Here is an 11,706-nt window from a genome sequence, read left to right as displayed (position 1 = left end):
ACCGGCCTCGCCTTACAGGATGCCGGTGGCTTCGGTGAGCAGCCAGATGCCGATCACGAGCAGCACGGCACCGATCGCGACGGTGAGGCCAAACTGGCCCCAGGTCTTGCGGCCGGTGTGGATTTCCGCGTAGGTGCCGTAGGCGTGGTAGCAGACGCCGATGAACATCGACGCCACGACCAGGAGGGCTACGAGCATGATGATGTCGTAGCCGTAGTTCCTGATCGTTTCCATGATGCCGTTGCCGGTGCCGCGGGTCGGGTTTTCCAACTGCGGCAAGCCTTGCGCGAACGACAGCGCGGGCAGCGCGGCGGAGCCCAGTGCCACAGCGGCGCGCTGGGCAAGGCGGGAATGGAGGATGCGGTTTTGCATGGTCGTGCCTTTCAGGTCAGGAGAGGAGGAAGAAGCTCAGGACGAGGTACATCGCGACGAAGCGGATGCAGACGCCGAGGAACTGGCGCTGGTTGAGGCGGCTCTCGGACCACCCCACGTAGGCCGTTCGGATGGCCCAGACGCCCCAGACGAGGAGCACCGCGAACACGGCGCCGACCAGGACGGTCGCCATCGCCGAAGGCGCGATGCCGCTGTTGGCTTGAAATGCCGAGACCTGGGCGCCGTTCATGGCTTGGCTTCCGTAGTCGTCGGCGATGGCGAAGCGGACCGCTCGGTGCGGTAGTCGCTGGCCAGTTCGGAGGGGTCGCGCGGCTGGGCACGCGACGGTGTGAGATGGGCCTGGATGCCGGCGCGCACGCGCGCCAAGTCAGCCAGCAACCGCGGGTAATCGAAGTGGTAGCGCTCGCCCGGCTGGATGGGGGCACGCGCGGCGCTGTCGGCGACGGTGCGCTCCAGCGCGTCGAGTTGGCGCAGCGCGGCGACCAGCTCCTGGCGCTGTGCGGGGGACTCGGCCAACGCCATCGGGGACTGACCCAGCAGCAGGGCCGTCACGAGAAAAATGGGCACGCCGCGATGCGCGGCGCGCTGCCAGATCGGAGCCAACATCGCGCCATTCCTGTGTGATCAGAATAGTGCGATGGTGGAGTTCAGGGTGACTGCAGGCAGCAAACAATAGGAAACTGCGCTGATCGGTTTGATTGGCAGCGTGCGTCCAGTTCGCTCAGGGAGTGGTCGTCAGGCCAGAATTCAAGAAGGGAATTTCCACCGGCCGCGTGGCAAAATATCAACGCTCTTACAAAGATCCAGGATAAAAATGCAAGGACTGACCTTTAGAACTGATCAAGATTTTGAGGAAATTTGCTGCTACCTCATGAGGGACTGGGTCGCGCGGAATATGAGGTATGACGTGCAATTCAGAAGATACGGCGGAAATGGGCAAAGGCAGCATGGCATTGACATTTTTCCTGCCGTTGGCGGCTACTCAGTGTTTGGGCAGGCAAAATTTGTTAATCAACTAAACTCTACAGACGTTACGGCTGAGTTGAGTAAGACCGATTCCTTCCCTGAGCCGATTGGTTGTTATGTGATTTTCACAACGGCAAATCGCCATACCAGCATAAATCATCATCAGTTCCATGGCACTCAACACAAAAGGCTGGATGGATCGATTTTTCCGGTTCACGTGGTCTATTGGGGTGAAATTTCTGATATTAGTTTTATCCCACAAGATGTCTGTAAGAGAATTTTCCCATCAGCATTTCAAGTTGCCAGGAGCGCATTAACGCCTCAGCAGATGGCGGATTCCATAGCCACACTTCAAAATATTGTTCCTTCATATTTCAGGTCTGACTTTCTCGACTGGCTCGAAACATGGGACTTTTCATGTGGTTACATTCCATCTGTGCATTATGACGCCGTGGACAATCTTTACATTGAGTTGGATCGGGTAGGATGGGGAATGAAGGGTGTCAATGATTTTTTATATGCCCAAGGTCGCATTGACTTATCTCGTGCGCTTCCGGCTGGCGATGCCTTCTTTTATGCTCTCACTGAATTTCGAGATTCAATATATAACTACATAGCTTTTGTACGCGGACAGGATGGGCAGGGCTACGTTACATTGCAAGGAATGGATGGGCGCGGCGCAACAGATTTCCCAAAGATTACAGAGCAGTGGAGCATGAGGGCGCGCCATTTGGCCAATATGTATCGCGAGAAAATCCTTGGTCAGCAAATTCAATAAATAAGAAATACTGAATGAGTTGCCTAATGATCTGGTTTCTCTGTCATCACAAGTATTTTTTGAAGCTGCCCGCAGTCAGGCTCACGGCCAGTCCCAGCAAGGCTGCGCTGGGCAGCAGGATCAGCAGTGGATGCACAGAGATCGGCAAGGCCAGGTACGTGACCCACGGCAGCACGGCCAGCGGCATCAGGCTCGCCTTCGCGCGGTGGTAGATGAAGCCGGATTCCCGGCCTGCGCCGAACCGGCGCACGTCCCGCCGCACAAGACCGTCGATCAGGCCGACGAACGCCGCGGTGCAGATCAGCGGCAACGTGAGCACCAGAACCAGCAGGCGCACCAGAAACGTGAGGGTGGTGAAGGCCGCGGCAATCAGGTAGTTCTCGGTCCAGACATAGACCTGGCTGATGTAGTAGCGAAAGTTGCGCCCCCCGTCCTGGATCCTCCCGTGGCTCGGCGCGCGGGCGCGCTCGGCGGTCTGGCTCATGCGCTCCAGCAGCCCGGAGCGAACGAATACCCATTCGTAGCCGGTATCCACCAGTTCGTGCGCGGTGCGCCCCGGCTCCTGCACGACGACGCTGCGCGTGAAGTGGCTGGACAGGTGCCCCAGTTCGTACTGCAACATCTGCTGCGAGTGCCGCCAGCCCTGGTCCTTCCAGAACAGGTGCATGCCGACGCACTCCACGACGATCGAGAACAGCAGCGAGCCGATCAGCACCCCGAGCAGCCGGAACGGCAAGGTGATGGTGCCGACGATCAGGCCCTGGCGCTGGTTCTGCTCCCGTTGTGCAGTCGAGGCGGCGTCCTTCATGGCGAGGCCTTGTTGCCGGTGTCCTCGTCGGTGGCAATGGCCACCGCGGGAGGTTCGGCCGCAGCGGCGTCATCCAGCAGGTCGTCGGGCAGGCCCGTGTCCTGCAAGGCGGGGGAACTGGTGAACTCCCACCACTGCGTCGCTTCGCTGTAGCTCTGGCGCATGTACCCGGCCAGTTGCTGCAAGTCTGCCGGCATCACTTCGTCCGGGTCCGGCGCCGGCAGCGGCATGCGCACTTTCCAAAGCTGGCCGCCCTGCAGCAACGCGAAGCACTGGCCTTTCGGCAGGCCGACGACGTGCGACGGCTCGATCATCGGCACGCTGGACATGCTGATGCGGTCCTGAGTGTTCGACGTGAAATCCGTCGCCCCGCGAATGTCCGAGCTGTCGGTCGCGCCGCTGACGATGGTGGTCGTATAGACCTCGACCTTCGGCAATTGCCGGGTCAGCAGTTCGGCGGTCGCGGTCTCGCGCACGCGCAGCATGAACAGGTTGTTGAAATTCCCGATCACCTGGCCTGCCTTCGCGCGGTTGCCGATGCGGGCCTCGATGTCCGACAGGGTCTGCGTGTACGCAGTGACTTGCAGGCCGGCACCGCCGCCCTTGTTGATCAGCGGGATGAACTCGTCGCCCATCAATTCGTTGAACTCGTCGGCATGGACGTTGATCGGCACGCGCGCACCGGCCGATGCGCCCGGCAGGCCATCGTCGATCCCATGCTTGTAGATATGCCCGGCGACCGACACGAGATCGCTGAACATCGAGTTGCCGACCGCGGTGGCGACCTCGGCGTCGGAGAGCGCATCCAGGCCCACATAGACGATGGCCCTCTTACGGATGATCTGCATCCAGTCGAAGATCGGGCGCGGGTCGGCCAGGTCGGAGTAGTTCGGGGCCAGGAGCTGCGCGATCTTGCCGCTAGTGAGCTTCTCCAGCAGCGGCAGCAGCGATGCGACGATCTTGTCGAAGTACGTCTTGTCGTAGCGAACCGCCGAGCGCAGGCCATCCAGCACCGGGTCGTAGTTGCGCGCCTGCGAGAGGTACTGCTCCAGCGCCACCACGCGCTTCTCGCGCCCGATCATGTTGCGCGGGATGTTCTTCTCGTTGAGCTTGGCCTCGATCTGGACGATCACCTCCCAGGCCCTGGGCTCGGTCTTGGCGAAGTAATGCTGGGCGTACTCGATGAACAGCGCGTCGATGTTGATGACGTGCCGTTGGATCAGCATGTAGTCGGGCCGCTGTCCCAGCTCCACCAGGGCGCGGGCAATGATGTTGACGAACCGCCACGCAAACTCTCGGAAGGCGGCCGAGTTGCCTTCACCGGAAAGCTGCCCCGCAACGCGGGTGGCGACTTCCGATATACGCCCGAATCGCCCCACGGCGTTGTAGCGCGCGGAGATGTCCGGCCATCCCAGGTGGAAGACGTAGAACTCGCCTTCGCGGCCGGCGCGCTTAGCCTCGACGTACATCCGCTTCAGGAGATCGGCATCGCCCTTGGGGTCAATGACGATCACCACCTCGTGCTCGCCCGCGGCGTTCACGCGCCGGATGTCCTGGGTCACGAATAGTTCGGCCAGCCGGGTCTTGCCGACGCGCGTCGTGCCCAGCACCAGCGAGTGGCCGACGCGCTCGCCCAGCGGCAGGCTGACGTCCATCTCCTCGGGTTCGATGCCGTGCAGGCGCGGCAGGCCGCCCACAGGCGGCAACGGCCGCACCGGGTTGAAAGGTACGTCCCAGCCGGTGAGTTTCGACAGCCGGGACAGCGGGAACGGCGCGTACTCCAGCCGTTCTTCCAGCCGTCGCGCCAGCCGGTAGGCTGGTGTGGGCTCGACGTAGCGGCGGAACTCCGGCCGGTACGTTTGCATGAGCCTATGGGTGTGCTTCTGCTCCCACAGGAACCCGCGCCCCACGAACAGCCGCTGCTGGCTGACCGGCACGTCCTTGCTGGTCATCACGTAGCGCGGCAGGCGGCGGATGTTGCGCCGGTAGCGCAGGATGACGCGGGCATCGCGGTAGCGGATGGCACCGTAGGCGCCGAACGCCAGCGCGCTGCCGACGCCCATGGACGGGCTCAGCGCGAGCGACCATGGGGCCACCAGGGACAGAAACGCGGCGCCCGCGCATGCGGCAACGGTGTATAGCTCCACCGCTGGGCGAAGCAGTACCTCGACCGGCTGTTTCCCCGACATGGCTTCATTGCTCGATGCCGGTGGCTGTGATCAGCACCGGGTAGTGCCGCAGGCCCAGGCGCTCGGCCAGGTCGTCGCCGGACATGGGCGCGAGGGGTACGCCGGGCACCAGGGTGCGCAGCCGCGCCAGGCCCTGCACGGTCTCGACGTTGACCACCAGACCGACCGCGCCGCGCTCGCGCAGCGCGGCTGCCTGGCTGCGCAGCCAGGCCCGAGATGCCTCGTCGTCGCCGACGACAACGAAAGGCCGCAGACCCGGAGCCTCGATGACACGCCGCGGGACGGTGCCGGGGGTGAGCTTGGCGCTGCGCACCGGCAGCATCGCGGCCTCGTCCGCCGGCGTGGCGGGAACCTGGGGCGTCGGGATCGGCGGCCGGGCCGGTGCGTTGGTGCGCGGCTGGAGGTTCAGGGCTTCGTAGTACGGCAGCGCCGACGCGCCGCCGCGGTCTTCGACCACGATCAGCGGCTCGCCGGCAAGCGAGGCCAGCGGCAGACCCGCCAGCAGTACGAGCAGGCCACGCAAGGCCAGATGGGATGTCGTCATGGGGATGTCTCCTTGCGTGCGGCGAGAACCGCGGCGGTTGGGCGTGCGCCCTGCACCCGGGCGAGGTGGCGCGACACGCTGCGCCGGTAGCGGGCGGCGGGCTCGCCACCCGCGGGGCGGTGGTAGCGGCCCATCGCCAGCAACCAGTCCTCGCCGGGGGCGTGTTGCTCGCGCAGGATCTCGGCAGCGATGGCGAGATTCCGGTACGGGTCGAGCAGGTCGCAGGCGCTGGCGTAGCGCTGCTGGTGGTAGCCGAGGTTGATCTGGCCCAGGCCCGCGTCGATGCGCGTGTGCGGCGTGGAGCGCATCGCCTGCTGCAAACCCGCGCAGGCATCGGCGCGGGTCGCATAGCGGCGTGATTGGCCGGCGACGTTGAGGGACCACGGCCACGGGACGATGCGTCCGTTACGGCGGATGCCACTCTCCTGCAAGGCCACGGCGTAGAGCACCGTCGAGGGGATGCCTGCGCGCTGCGCGGCGAGCTGGTAGGCCGGTGGCGGAACCTCCTGGGCTTGGGCGACGCAGGCGCATAGGCCAGCGGCGAGCACCAGTGTGCGCAGGGGGGCGGCTATGGCTGGCGCTGCCATTGGCCGTTCACCTCGCGCACGACCGCCGGCAGGTCGCCGGGTACCCCCAAGGTCAACCAGCGGCCGCCGTCGTGGTTGAGCGTGATGCTGCCGCTGCGCACGCGCGCCGGATCGACGTTCGCGCGCTTGGCCCAATCGCGGATGCGCGCGTCGTCCTGGCGGCTGCCGACCATGTACAGGTCGAATTCGGCGCCCGAGGATTGCAGGCGCTGCACGAGCTGGCCGCAGGCCACGCAGTTATCTTTCACGAACACTGCCGTGCGGCCGGAGCCGCGCGTGGCCCCGGCGACCGGCTTGTCGTCCGGCAGGTTCACCCGCTGCATCCCGGGGTTCAGGCGCTGCCAGGCCTCGTCATAGGCCCGCTGATAAGCGAGCAGTTTCTCCACGCGGCGCGCTTCGACCTGCACCTGCAGCTCGGCGTAGCGTCGCCGTTCCTCTTCGGTACGCGCCTCGATGCCCAGGGCCGACAGCGGGTCCAGGTTGGGCGAATAGATGCCCAGTGGACCGTCCATCAGTTCGCGATAGCGCGCCCACTCCTGAGGTTGAAGGCCCCAGTCGCTCGCCACCCGGTCGTCCAGAATGCGGGCGACCAGCGGGCGTTCCTGACTCTGCGCATTGCGGGCGGGAGCCGTGGCGGATTGCTGCGCCCACGCGGGCAACTGGGTGGACGCCAGCAGAAGCGCGGAAAGGATGATCGACGGCTTCATGTGGTGTGCTCCGTTCAGGGGATCGCCACGTGGCGGGTCTGGTCGCCGGCCTGGAACACCGCAGTGCTGCCCTCGACGGCCTGCAAGCGCCACGGGCCGACCGCATCGCCGGGTAGCAGCACCTGAAGCTGGTCGGGCGTGAAGTCGCCATTGCTCGGCGCGACGGACACGCTGCGCTCGCCGGCACGCAGTTCGGCACCGACGATGCGGAACGGGAGCGGCGTCGGTTCGGGCTTGGCGGTGGGCTTGTTCCTGGTGCGCGGCTGGGCGGGTGCAGCGGCGCGCGCAGCGGTCTGCCGCGCCTTGATTTGCTCGACTTCGGCGCGCAGTGCCTGAAGGTCGTCGGCGGAGGCATAGGCGCTCAGCGATTTCTCGACCTGGGCCGCGCGTGCTTCCAGGATTTGGCGGGTGTCTTTGAGGTCTGCCGCCGTGGCGACGGCTGGACGCTGCTGGATGGCCTCGACGGTCTCGGCCAGGCCTGTTGCCTGCGCTTCGAGGCGTTGCAGGCGGGAATCGAGGCGCTCCTGGTCGGCCTGGTCGTTCATCGTCTGGTAGCCGAGGGCAACGAGGACACTGAGGCCGATCAGCCAGAGCCACATCAGGCTCTGCACCACCACGGCGGCCGTTGAACGATGGGCGGGCTGCGGGGCGTTCATGGCTGGCCTCCCGATGCCGCGGGCGCCAGCGGGAACGTCTGCACCGCCTCGGTGGCAGGCGGCGCGGGTACGTTGTCGGCGGTCATGCTGTCGCCGGGCCGCTCGAAGCAGATTTGCCGCGCGCGGTCATCCGCGTGCAGTTCCCAGGCCGAACCAGCCAGGGTGAGCAGCGCATCCCGCAGGGTCATGGGGCCGAGGTGCAGGTGGGCCGCCGGCAGCGGCAGTGCGTACAGCTCGATCACCGCGTGCGTCGTCTGGCACAAGCCGTAACCGCTGCGCTTGAGCACATGCCGTAGCCCGTCGCCGACCGTAGCGCGTGCATCCTCGGGCATCGACACGTCGATGGTCTGCAACAGCAGGTCGCGCTGCGCTGCTGTCGGTGCCAGTTCCACGAGGGTGTAGCGGCCGTAGCGCACAACGGGGATGTATTCGGGCGCCTCGGGTACGGGTGCGGCCGAGACTTCCTCGATGGTGTCGGGCGCGACCGGCGCGCTCGTCGTCGCGCAGCCGCCAGCCAGCACCGACCAAAGCAGGCCGAGAAAACCCGCCAGCAGACGGCGTTCGGGATGGTGAAACCAAGGTGGAGAGGGGCACATGGCGCGTCGTCCTGAAACATCGAGCCCTCACCATCGCCGCTCGGGCCACGAGCGGCAGCAAACAATGCGAACCAGGCAGCGCCCGATTTCCCGGCAGCCTCCCTCCAAAGGAAAAGGCCCCCGAAGGGGCCTGTGAAAACGCATCGGGCTTCGCCCGATCAATCCCGAGCCAGCTTCAGGCCGGGATCGACCCGTGCCAGTTGGGTGTGCGACCAGCAGCGCACGAACTGCCCGTTCTCGCCGAGCGGCCGGTTCGCCACCGCCGCCGAATACTCGTCAGTGTCGCTGGTGTCGTAGCAGATGACCTTGATCTCGCCGCTGTCGCAGCGGATGGAGTGGATCTGGCCGTCGGTCATATCGACCACGACGACCTGCGGAACGAGGCCAAGTTCGCGGGCGGCCGACAGGATGGGGCCATATTCGGCGGCGTCGAAGCAGATGAACGGCCCTTCGTACCGGGCCTCTTCGGCCAGGTCCCTGGCCTTGTCGTAGTGGATACCCAGGTCGTATTCCTCCTGGGTGATCCTGACCTTGAAGACCGGCACGTTGGGGCTACCGGAGGCACCGATGCAGACGACCGCGACTTGCATCTCGATCTCACCGCCGTCGGCAGGTTCGGTCGAGGGGATGACGGCTCGGCCCGTGGGGGCGTCGTCTTCCATGCCCATGCGCTCGCGCATTTCGTCGATGAAATCCTCGGGGGCCATCAGGCCATAGCTCGCCAGGCGCAAGGGAATGTCCTCTGCACAGAGGTTGCCGTCCCCGATGCGTTGCTGCATGAAGGCGGCGATCTCGGCTTCGAGCGCATCGCTGTTAGTCGCCGAGGGCAACTCGGTCACCTCGATCGACCAAACATCCACCTTCGCGGCGGTCTCATCGATTAGCAACCTCTCGCCGATGGCGCGGACCCACATGCGTTGCAGCCGTGCCAGTATTTCCGACGCGGCCTCGCCGTTGAGCAAACAGGTCACGTCCAGCGTCAGGCGGGCCTTCACGTTTTCGGGCGTGGATTGGGTATGGGTGTTCATGGAAATCTCCTTGGAATGAAAAATGCGCAGCCACGTCCACGGAGACCGTGGGCGTGGCTGCAAGGTGGGAACAATGGAAAGCCGGCGGCGCGAGGCCGGCGTTGGCGTGGGGATCAGGCGGCGACCAGTTGCCGGGCCAGCGCGACCTCGACGGAATCACCGTCCTGGTTGAGCACATCCAGGCCCGATTCGGGCACGTCGCCCGAGGTGGACTGCGAGACCATGATCTTCTTGGCCATCAGCTCCAGGCAGGTCATCTGCGAGGAACCGGCGTAGCCGAGGTAGATCACGCGCACCGGCTGTTTCTGTCCGATGCGCCAGGAGCGGCGTGCCGCCTGCTGGAGCGAGTACACGTTGTAGCCCGACTGCATGAAAACGATCGTCGGGAAGTCCAACAGGTCCAAGCCCGTCTTGACCAGCTCGGGGTTGGTGATGAGCACGTCGATGCCACGGTCCAGTTGCTCGGCGATCCAGTCCTCGCGGCGGCTGGCGTCCACGCTTGCGCGCAGCACCGCCACCCGAAAACCTTCCTGCTCCAGCAGCACCTTCAAGCGCGACGTGGTGTCGCGCGTGCCGGTATAGACCGTGTAGGCCAGGACCTTGCGGCCCTGCGCCTTCTCTTCTTTGCAGATGTCGATCAGCTCGCGCTCTTTCGGCGTCACCTCAAACTCGTTGAACTGAGCCGGGACGAACGCCAAGGTGTTGCGCGTGCGCGGATGCACCACGGTTTCCGACCGGAAGCAGCAGTCCGGCCAGGCCAGCAGCACGTTGAGCACCACACCCAGCAGCGTCGTATCGCGTCGCGCCAGAGCCTGTTTCAGCTCCGCGGTCAGCCGACCCGCCAGGTCGCGGTAGGCCGCGGCTTGCGCCGTGTCCATTGCGACTTCACGGAACTCCTCGTCATACGGCGGCAGGACGTTGCCGCCGATGTCCTTGAGCTTGAGGAAGATCGTGAACGGCAGGATGCACCGCAAGACCCCTTTCGGCCCGAAGCCGGGAGCCTTGACCGTGCGCACCGATACCTTGGTGCCCCTGGCCGTCTTGTGCGCCGTGCCGGTGCTTTCGGAGTAGATGTCCTTGAGGACCCCGTGGTCCCTCATGAACGCCATGGCCGCCGAGGTCATGCTGCCGCTCGTGGTCGGGCGGTAGCCGTCTTCGATCATCCGCCCAGGCAGGGCTCGGAACAGCAGGTAGAACAGGTCGTCCCCGTAGCCGCCCATCAGCGTGCCTGTCAGCAGCAAGGTCTTGCGAGCCTTCGCCGCCAGCACGCCCATGGCCTGGCCCTGGGCACTGCCACCGTTCTTGTACTCGTGGGCCTCGTCCGCGATGCACAGGTCGAACGTGCCTTGAGGCAGGTAGCGCTTGATGAACTCGGACGGCTGGTAGCCGCCTTCGCCGAAGCCGAACTCCATGTTCGCCATCGCTCTTTCCATGCGATGCGCCTGGCGGTCAGAGAAGACCAGTTCGCCGTTGCCGTCCATGAGGTTGATGAACTCATGGATGTTGTCGCCCAGCATCGACGCGAGGAAGCCTTCGCCGAACTTCTGCATCAGCTTCTGCGCGGTGACTTCCCCGATCGTCGGGATGCGCTTGAGGGCTTTCAGCACGGCCGAGGACTGGTCGCTGCCGGACAGGCTGCGCGGGCGGATCAGCGTCCACAGGGGGGCGGCGCAATGGCTGCACTTCCTGCGGTATTCCTCGGCTTGGAGCGCGACCGGATTGACCGGCTCGCCGTCGAGGTCGGTGATGACCGTGCCGCAGTCCGGGCACGCCGCCACGTTGCCGTGACGGGTGCGCCGCTGGGTGAAGACGGGCTTCCAGTGGAACCCCATCCGCATCCTGACCCGGCCCAAGACGAAGAACTCCTGGCCCGTGGGCTGGACATTCAACTGCTCGCGCAGCTTGATGAGCTTGATGAGCGTGTCCGGCCCGTTGAGCACCCACACCTTGGCGCCTGCCACCGTCTCCTGGATCTCGCGCCGCCACTTGTAAACAAGGTGCGGCGGCGAAAGAACCAGGGTGCGGCGATAGCCTTCGGCGTTGAGCACGGCGGCCGTGGCGATGCCGACGGTCGTCTTGCCGCAGCCCATTTCGCCATTGACGATCGCGGCGCGTTCGCCACGGTCGATCAGCAGCTCGGCGGCGGCGTGGACGACTTCGGCCTGGGCCGGAAACAGCTTGCGCTTGAGGCTGGCGACGACGAGTTGCCGGTGCGCCTGCGGCTGGCCGTTATAGACCGGCGGGTTCGCGCTGTTGAGGGCGTCGAGCAGTTCGTCGCCGAACTCGCCGACGAAATCCTGAAGGCTCAGGGTCAGAGGGGAAGATTCCGCATCGAGCAGTTCGCCCTGTACGGGCGCGGCTTCAGCGGCAGTGGTTTCGAGATCGAGGGACATGGTGATGCTCCAAAGAAAATGGGGCATGCACCACCCCCGCGGGGCGATGGCATGCCCCGTG

At 65.0% G+C, this 11,706-nt stretch carries 13 protein-coding genes; 1 reads left to right on the top strand and 12 read right to left on the bottom strand.

Annotation, left to right across the window (positions count from 1 at the left end):
• Window positions 1-12 precede the first annotated feature (12 nt).
• The 3 genes from LG388_RS20830 to LG388_RS20820 are packed head-to-tail and all read right to left on the bottom strand — an operon-like array spanning window position 13 to window position 999.
• Window positions 13-372, bottom strand: coding sequence for a TIGR03745 family integrating conjugative element membrane protein (locus LG388_RS20830; protein ID WP_003821107.1), 360 nt, complete (start codon window positions 370-372; stop codon window positions 13-15).
• 16 nt (window positions 373-388) lie between these two features.
• Entirely contained in the window at window positions 389-622 is a 234-nt protein-coding gene (locus tag LG388_RS20825; protein ID WP_003821106.1) for a TIGR03758 family integrating conjugative element protein, read from the bottom strand.
• Window positions 619-999: an RAQPRD family integrative conjugative element protein gene (locus LG388_RS20820; protein ID WP_003821105.1), complete on the bottom strand. Its 381-nt coding sequence runs from the start codon at window positions 997-999 to the stop codon at window positions 619-621. The genes LG388_RS20825 and LG388_RS20820 overlap by 4 nt, the downstream gene beginning before the upstream one ends.
• Before the next feature lie 208 nt (window positions 1,000-1,207).
• Between LG388_RS20820 and LG388_RS20815 the strand changes: the two genes are divergently transcribed.
• Window positions 1,208-2,137, top strand: a complete 930-nt coding sequence (locus LG388_RS20815; RefSeq protein ID WP_003821104.1) for a hypothetical protein — start codon at window positions 1,208-1,210, stop codon at window positions 2,135-2,137.
• Window positions 2,138-2,183: 46 nt separating this feature from the next.
• Here the strand turns inward: LG388_RS20815 and LG388_RS20810 are convergent, their stop codons facing one another.
• From LG388_RS20810 to LG388_RS20770, 9 genes are all read right to left on the bottom strand, one after another.
• Entirely contained in the window at window positions 2,184-2,945 is a 762-nt protein-coding gene (locus LG388_RS20810) for a TIGR03747 family integrating conjugative element membrane protein (protein WP_003821103.1), read from the bottom strand.
• Entirely contained in the window at window positions 2,942-5,134 is a 2,193-nt protein-coding gene (gene traD, locus LG388_RS20805; RefSeq protein WP_003821101.1) for a type IV conjugative transfer system coupling protein TraD, read from the bottom strand. The genes LG388_RS20810 and traD overlap by 4 nt, the downstream gene beginning before the upstream one ends.
• A 4-nt stretch (window positions 5,135-5,138) precedes the next feature.
• Complete coding sequence (locus LG388_RS20800) at window positions 5,139-5,678, bottom strand: integrating conjugative element protein (RefSeq protein WP_003821097.1); 540 nt, start codon at window positions 5,676-5,678, stop codon at window positions 5,139-5,141.
• Window positions 5,675-6,265, bottom strand: coding sequence for a transglycosylase SLT domain-containing protein (locus LG388_RS20795; protein WP_003821096.1), 591 nt, complete (start codon window positions 6,263-6,265; stop codon window positions 5,675-5,677). The genes LG388_RS20800 and LG388_RS20795 overlap by 4 nt, the downstream gene beginning before the upstream one ends.
• Complete coding sequence (locus LG388_RS20790; RefSeq protein ID WP_003821095.1) at window positions 6,247-6,972, bottom strand: TIGR03759 family integrating conjugative element protein; 726 nt, start codon at window positions 6,970-6,972, stop codon at window positions 6,247-6,249. The genes LG388_RS20795 and LG388_RS20790 overlap by 19 nt, the downstream gene beginning before the upstream one ends.
• A 14-nt stretch (window positions 6,973-6,986) precedes the next feature.
• Window positions 6,987-7,628, bottom strand: coding sequence for a hypothetical protein (locus tag LG388_RS20785; protein WP_003821094.1), 642 nt, complete (start codon window positions 7,626-7,628; stop codon window positions 6,987-6,989).
• Window positions 7,625-8,224, bottom strand: coding sequence for a PilL N-terminal domain-containing protein (locus LG388_RS20780; RefSeq protein WP_003821093.1), 600 nt, complete (start codon window positions 8,222-8,224; stop codon window positions 7,625-7,627). The genes LG388_RS20785 and LG388_RS20780 overlap by 4 nt, the downstream gene beginning before the upstream one ends.
• Window positions 8,225-8,382: 158 nt before the next feature.
• A complete protein-coding gene (locus tag LG388_RS20775; protein ID WP_003821092.1) occupies window positions 8,383-9,252 on the bottom strand; it encodes a hypothetical protein in 870 nt (289 codons plus the stop codon).
• A gap of 113 nt (window positions 9,253-9,365) precedes the next feature.
• A complete protein-coding gene (locus LG388_RS20770; RefSeq protein ID WP_021205692.1) occupies window positions 9,366-11,645 on the bottom strand; it encodes a helicase-related protein in 2,280 nt (759 codons plus the stop codon).
• Window positions 11,646-11,706: the final 61 nt, after the last annotated feature.

This window comes from Xenophilus sp. Marseille-Q4582 (assembly GCF_916700565.1).
GTDB lineage: Bacteria > Pseudomonadota > Gammaproteobacteria > Burkholderiales > Burkholderiaceae_C > Xenophilus.
This window is presented reverse-complemented; position numbering and strand designations above follow the sequence as displayed.

Coding starts and splice junctions, on each gene's coding strand:
- LG388_RS20810 (WP_003821103.1), bottom strand. CDS start 2,945: ATGAAGGACGCCGCCTCGACTGCACAACGGGAGCAGAACCAGCGCCAG.
- LG388_RS20770 (WP_021205692.1), bottom strand. CDS start 11,645: ATGTCCCTCGATCTCGAAACCACTGCCGCTGAAGCCGCGCCCGTACAG.
- LG388_RS20815 (WP_003821104.1), top strand. CDS start 1,208: ATGCAAGGACTGACCTTTAGAACTGATCAAGATTTTGAGGAAATTTGC.
- traD (WP_003821101.1), bottom strand. CDS start 5,134: ATGTCGGGGAAACAGCCGGTCGAGGTACTGCTTCGCCCAGCGGTGGAG.
- LG388_RS20775 (WP_003821092.1), bottom strand. CDS start 9,252: ATGAACACCCATACCCAATCCACGCCCGAAAACGTGAAGGCCCGCCTG.
- LG388_RS20830 (WP_003821107.1), bottom strand. CDS start 372: ATGCAAAACCGCATCCTCCATTCCCGCCTTGCCCAGCGCGCCGCTGTG.
- LG388_RS20825 (WP_003821106.1), bottom strand. CDS start 622: ATGAACGGCGCCCAGGTCTCGGCATTTCAAGCCAACAGCGGCATCGCG.
- LG388_RS20790 (WP_003821095.1), bottom strand. CDS start 6,972: ATGAAGCCGTCGATCATCCTTTCCGCGCTTCTGCTGGCGTCCACCCAG.
- LG388_RS20800 (WP_003821097.1), bottom strand. CDS start 5,678: ATGACGACATCCCATCTGGCCTTGCGTGGCCTGCTCGTACTGCTGGCG.
- LG388_RS20820 (WP_003821105.1), bottom strand. CDS start 999: ATGTTGGCTCCGATCTGGCAGCGCGCCGCGCATCGCGGCGTGCCCATT.
- LG388_RS20780 (WP_003821093.1), bottom strand. CDS start 8,224: ATGTGCCCCTCTCCACCTTGGTTTCACCATCCCGAACGCCGTCTGCTG.
- LG388_RS20785 (WP_003821094.1), bottom strand. CDS start 7,628: ATGAACGCCCCGCAGCCCGCCCATCGTTCAACGGCCGCCGTGGTGGTG.
- LG388_RS20795 (WP_003821096.1), bottom strand. CDS start 6,265: ATGGCAGCGCCAGCCATAGCCGCCCCCCTGCGCACACTGGTGCTCGCC.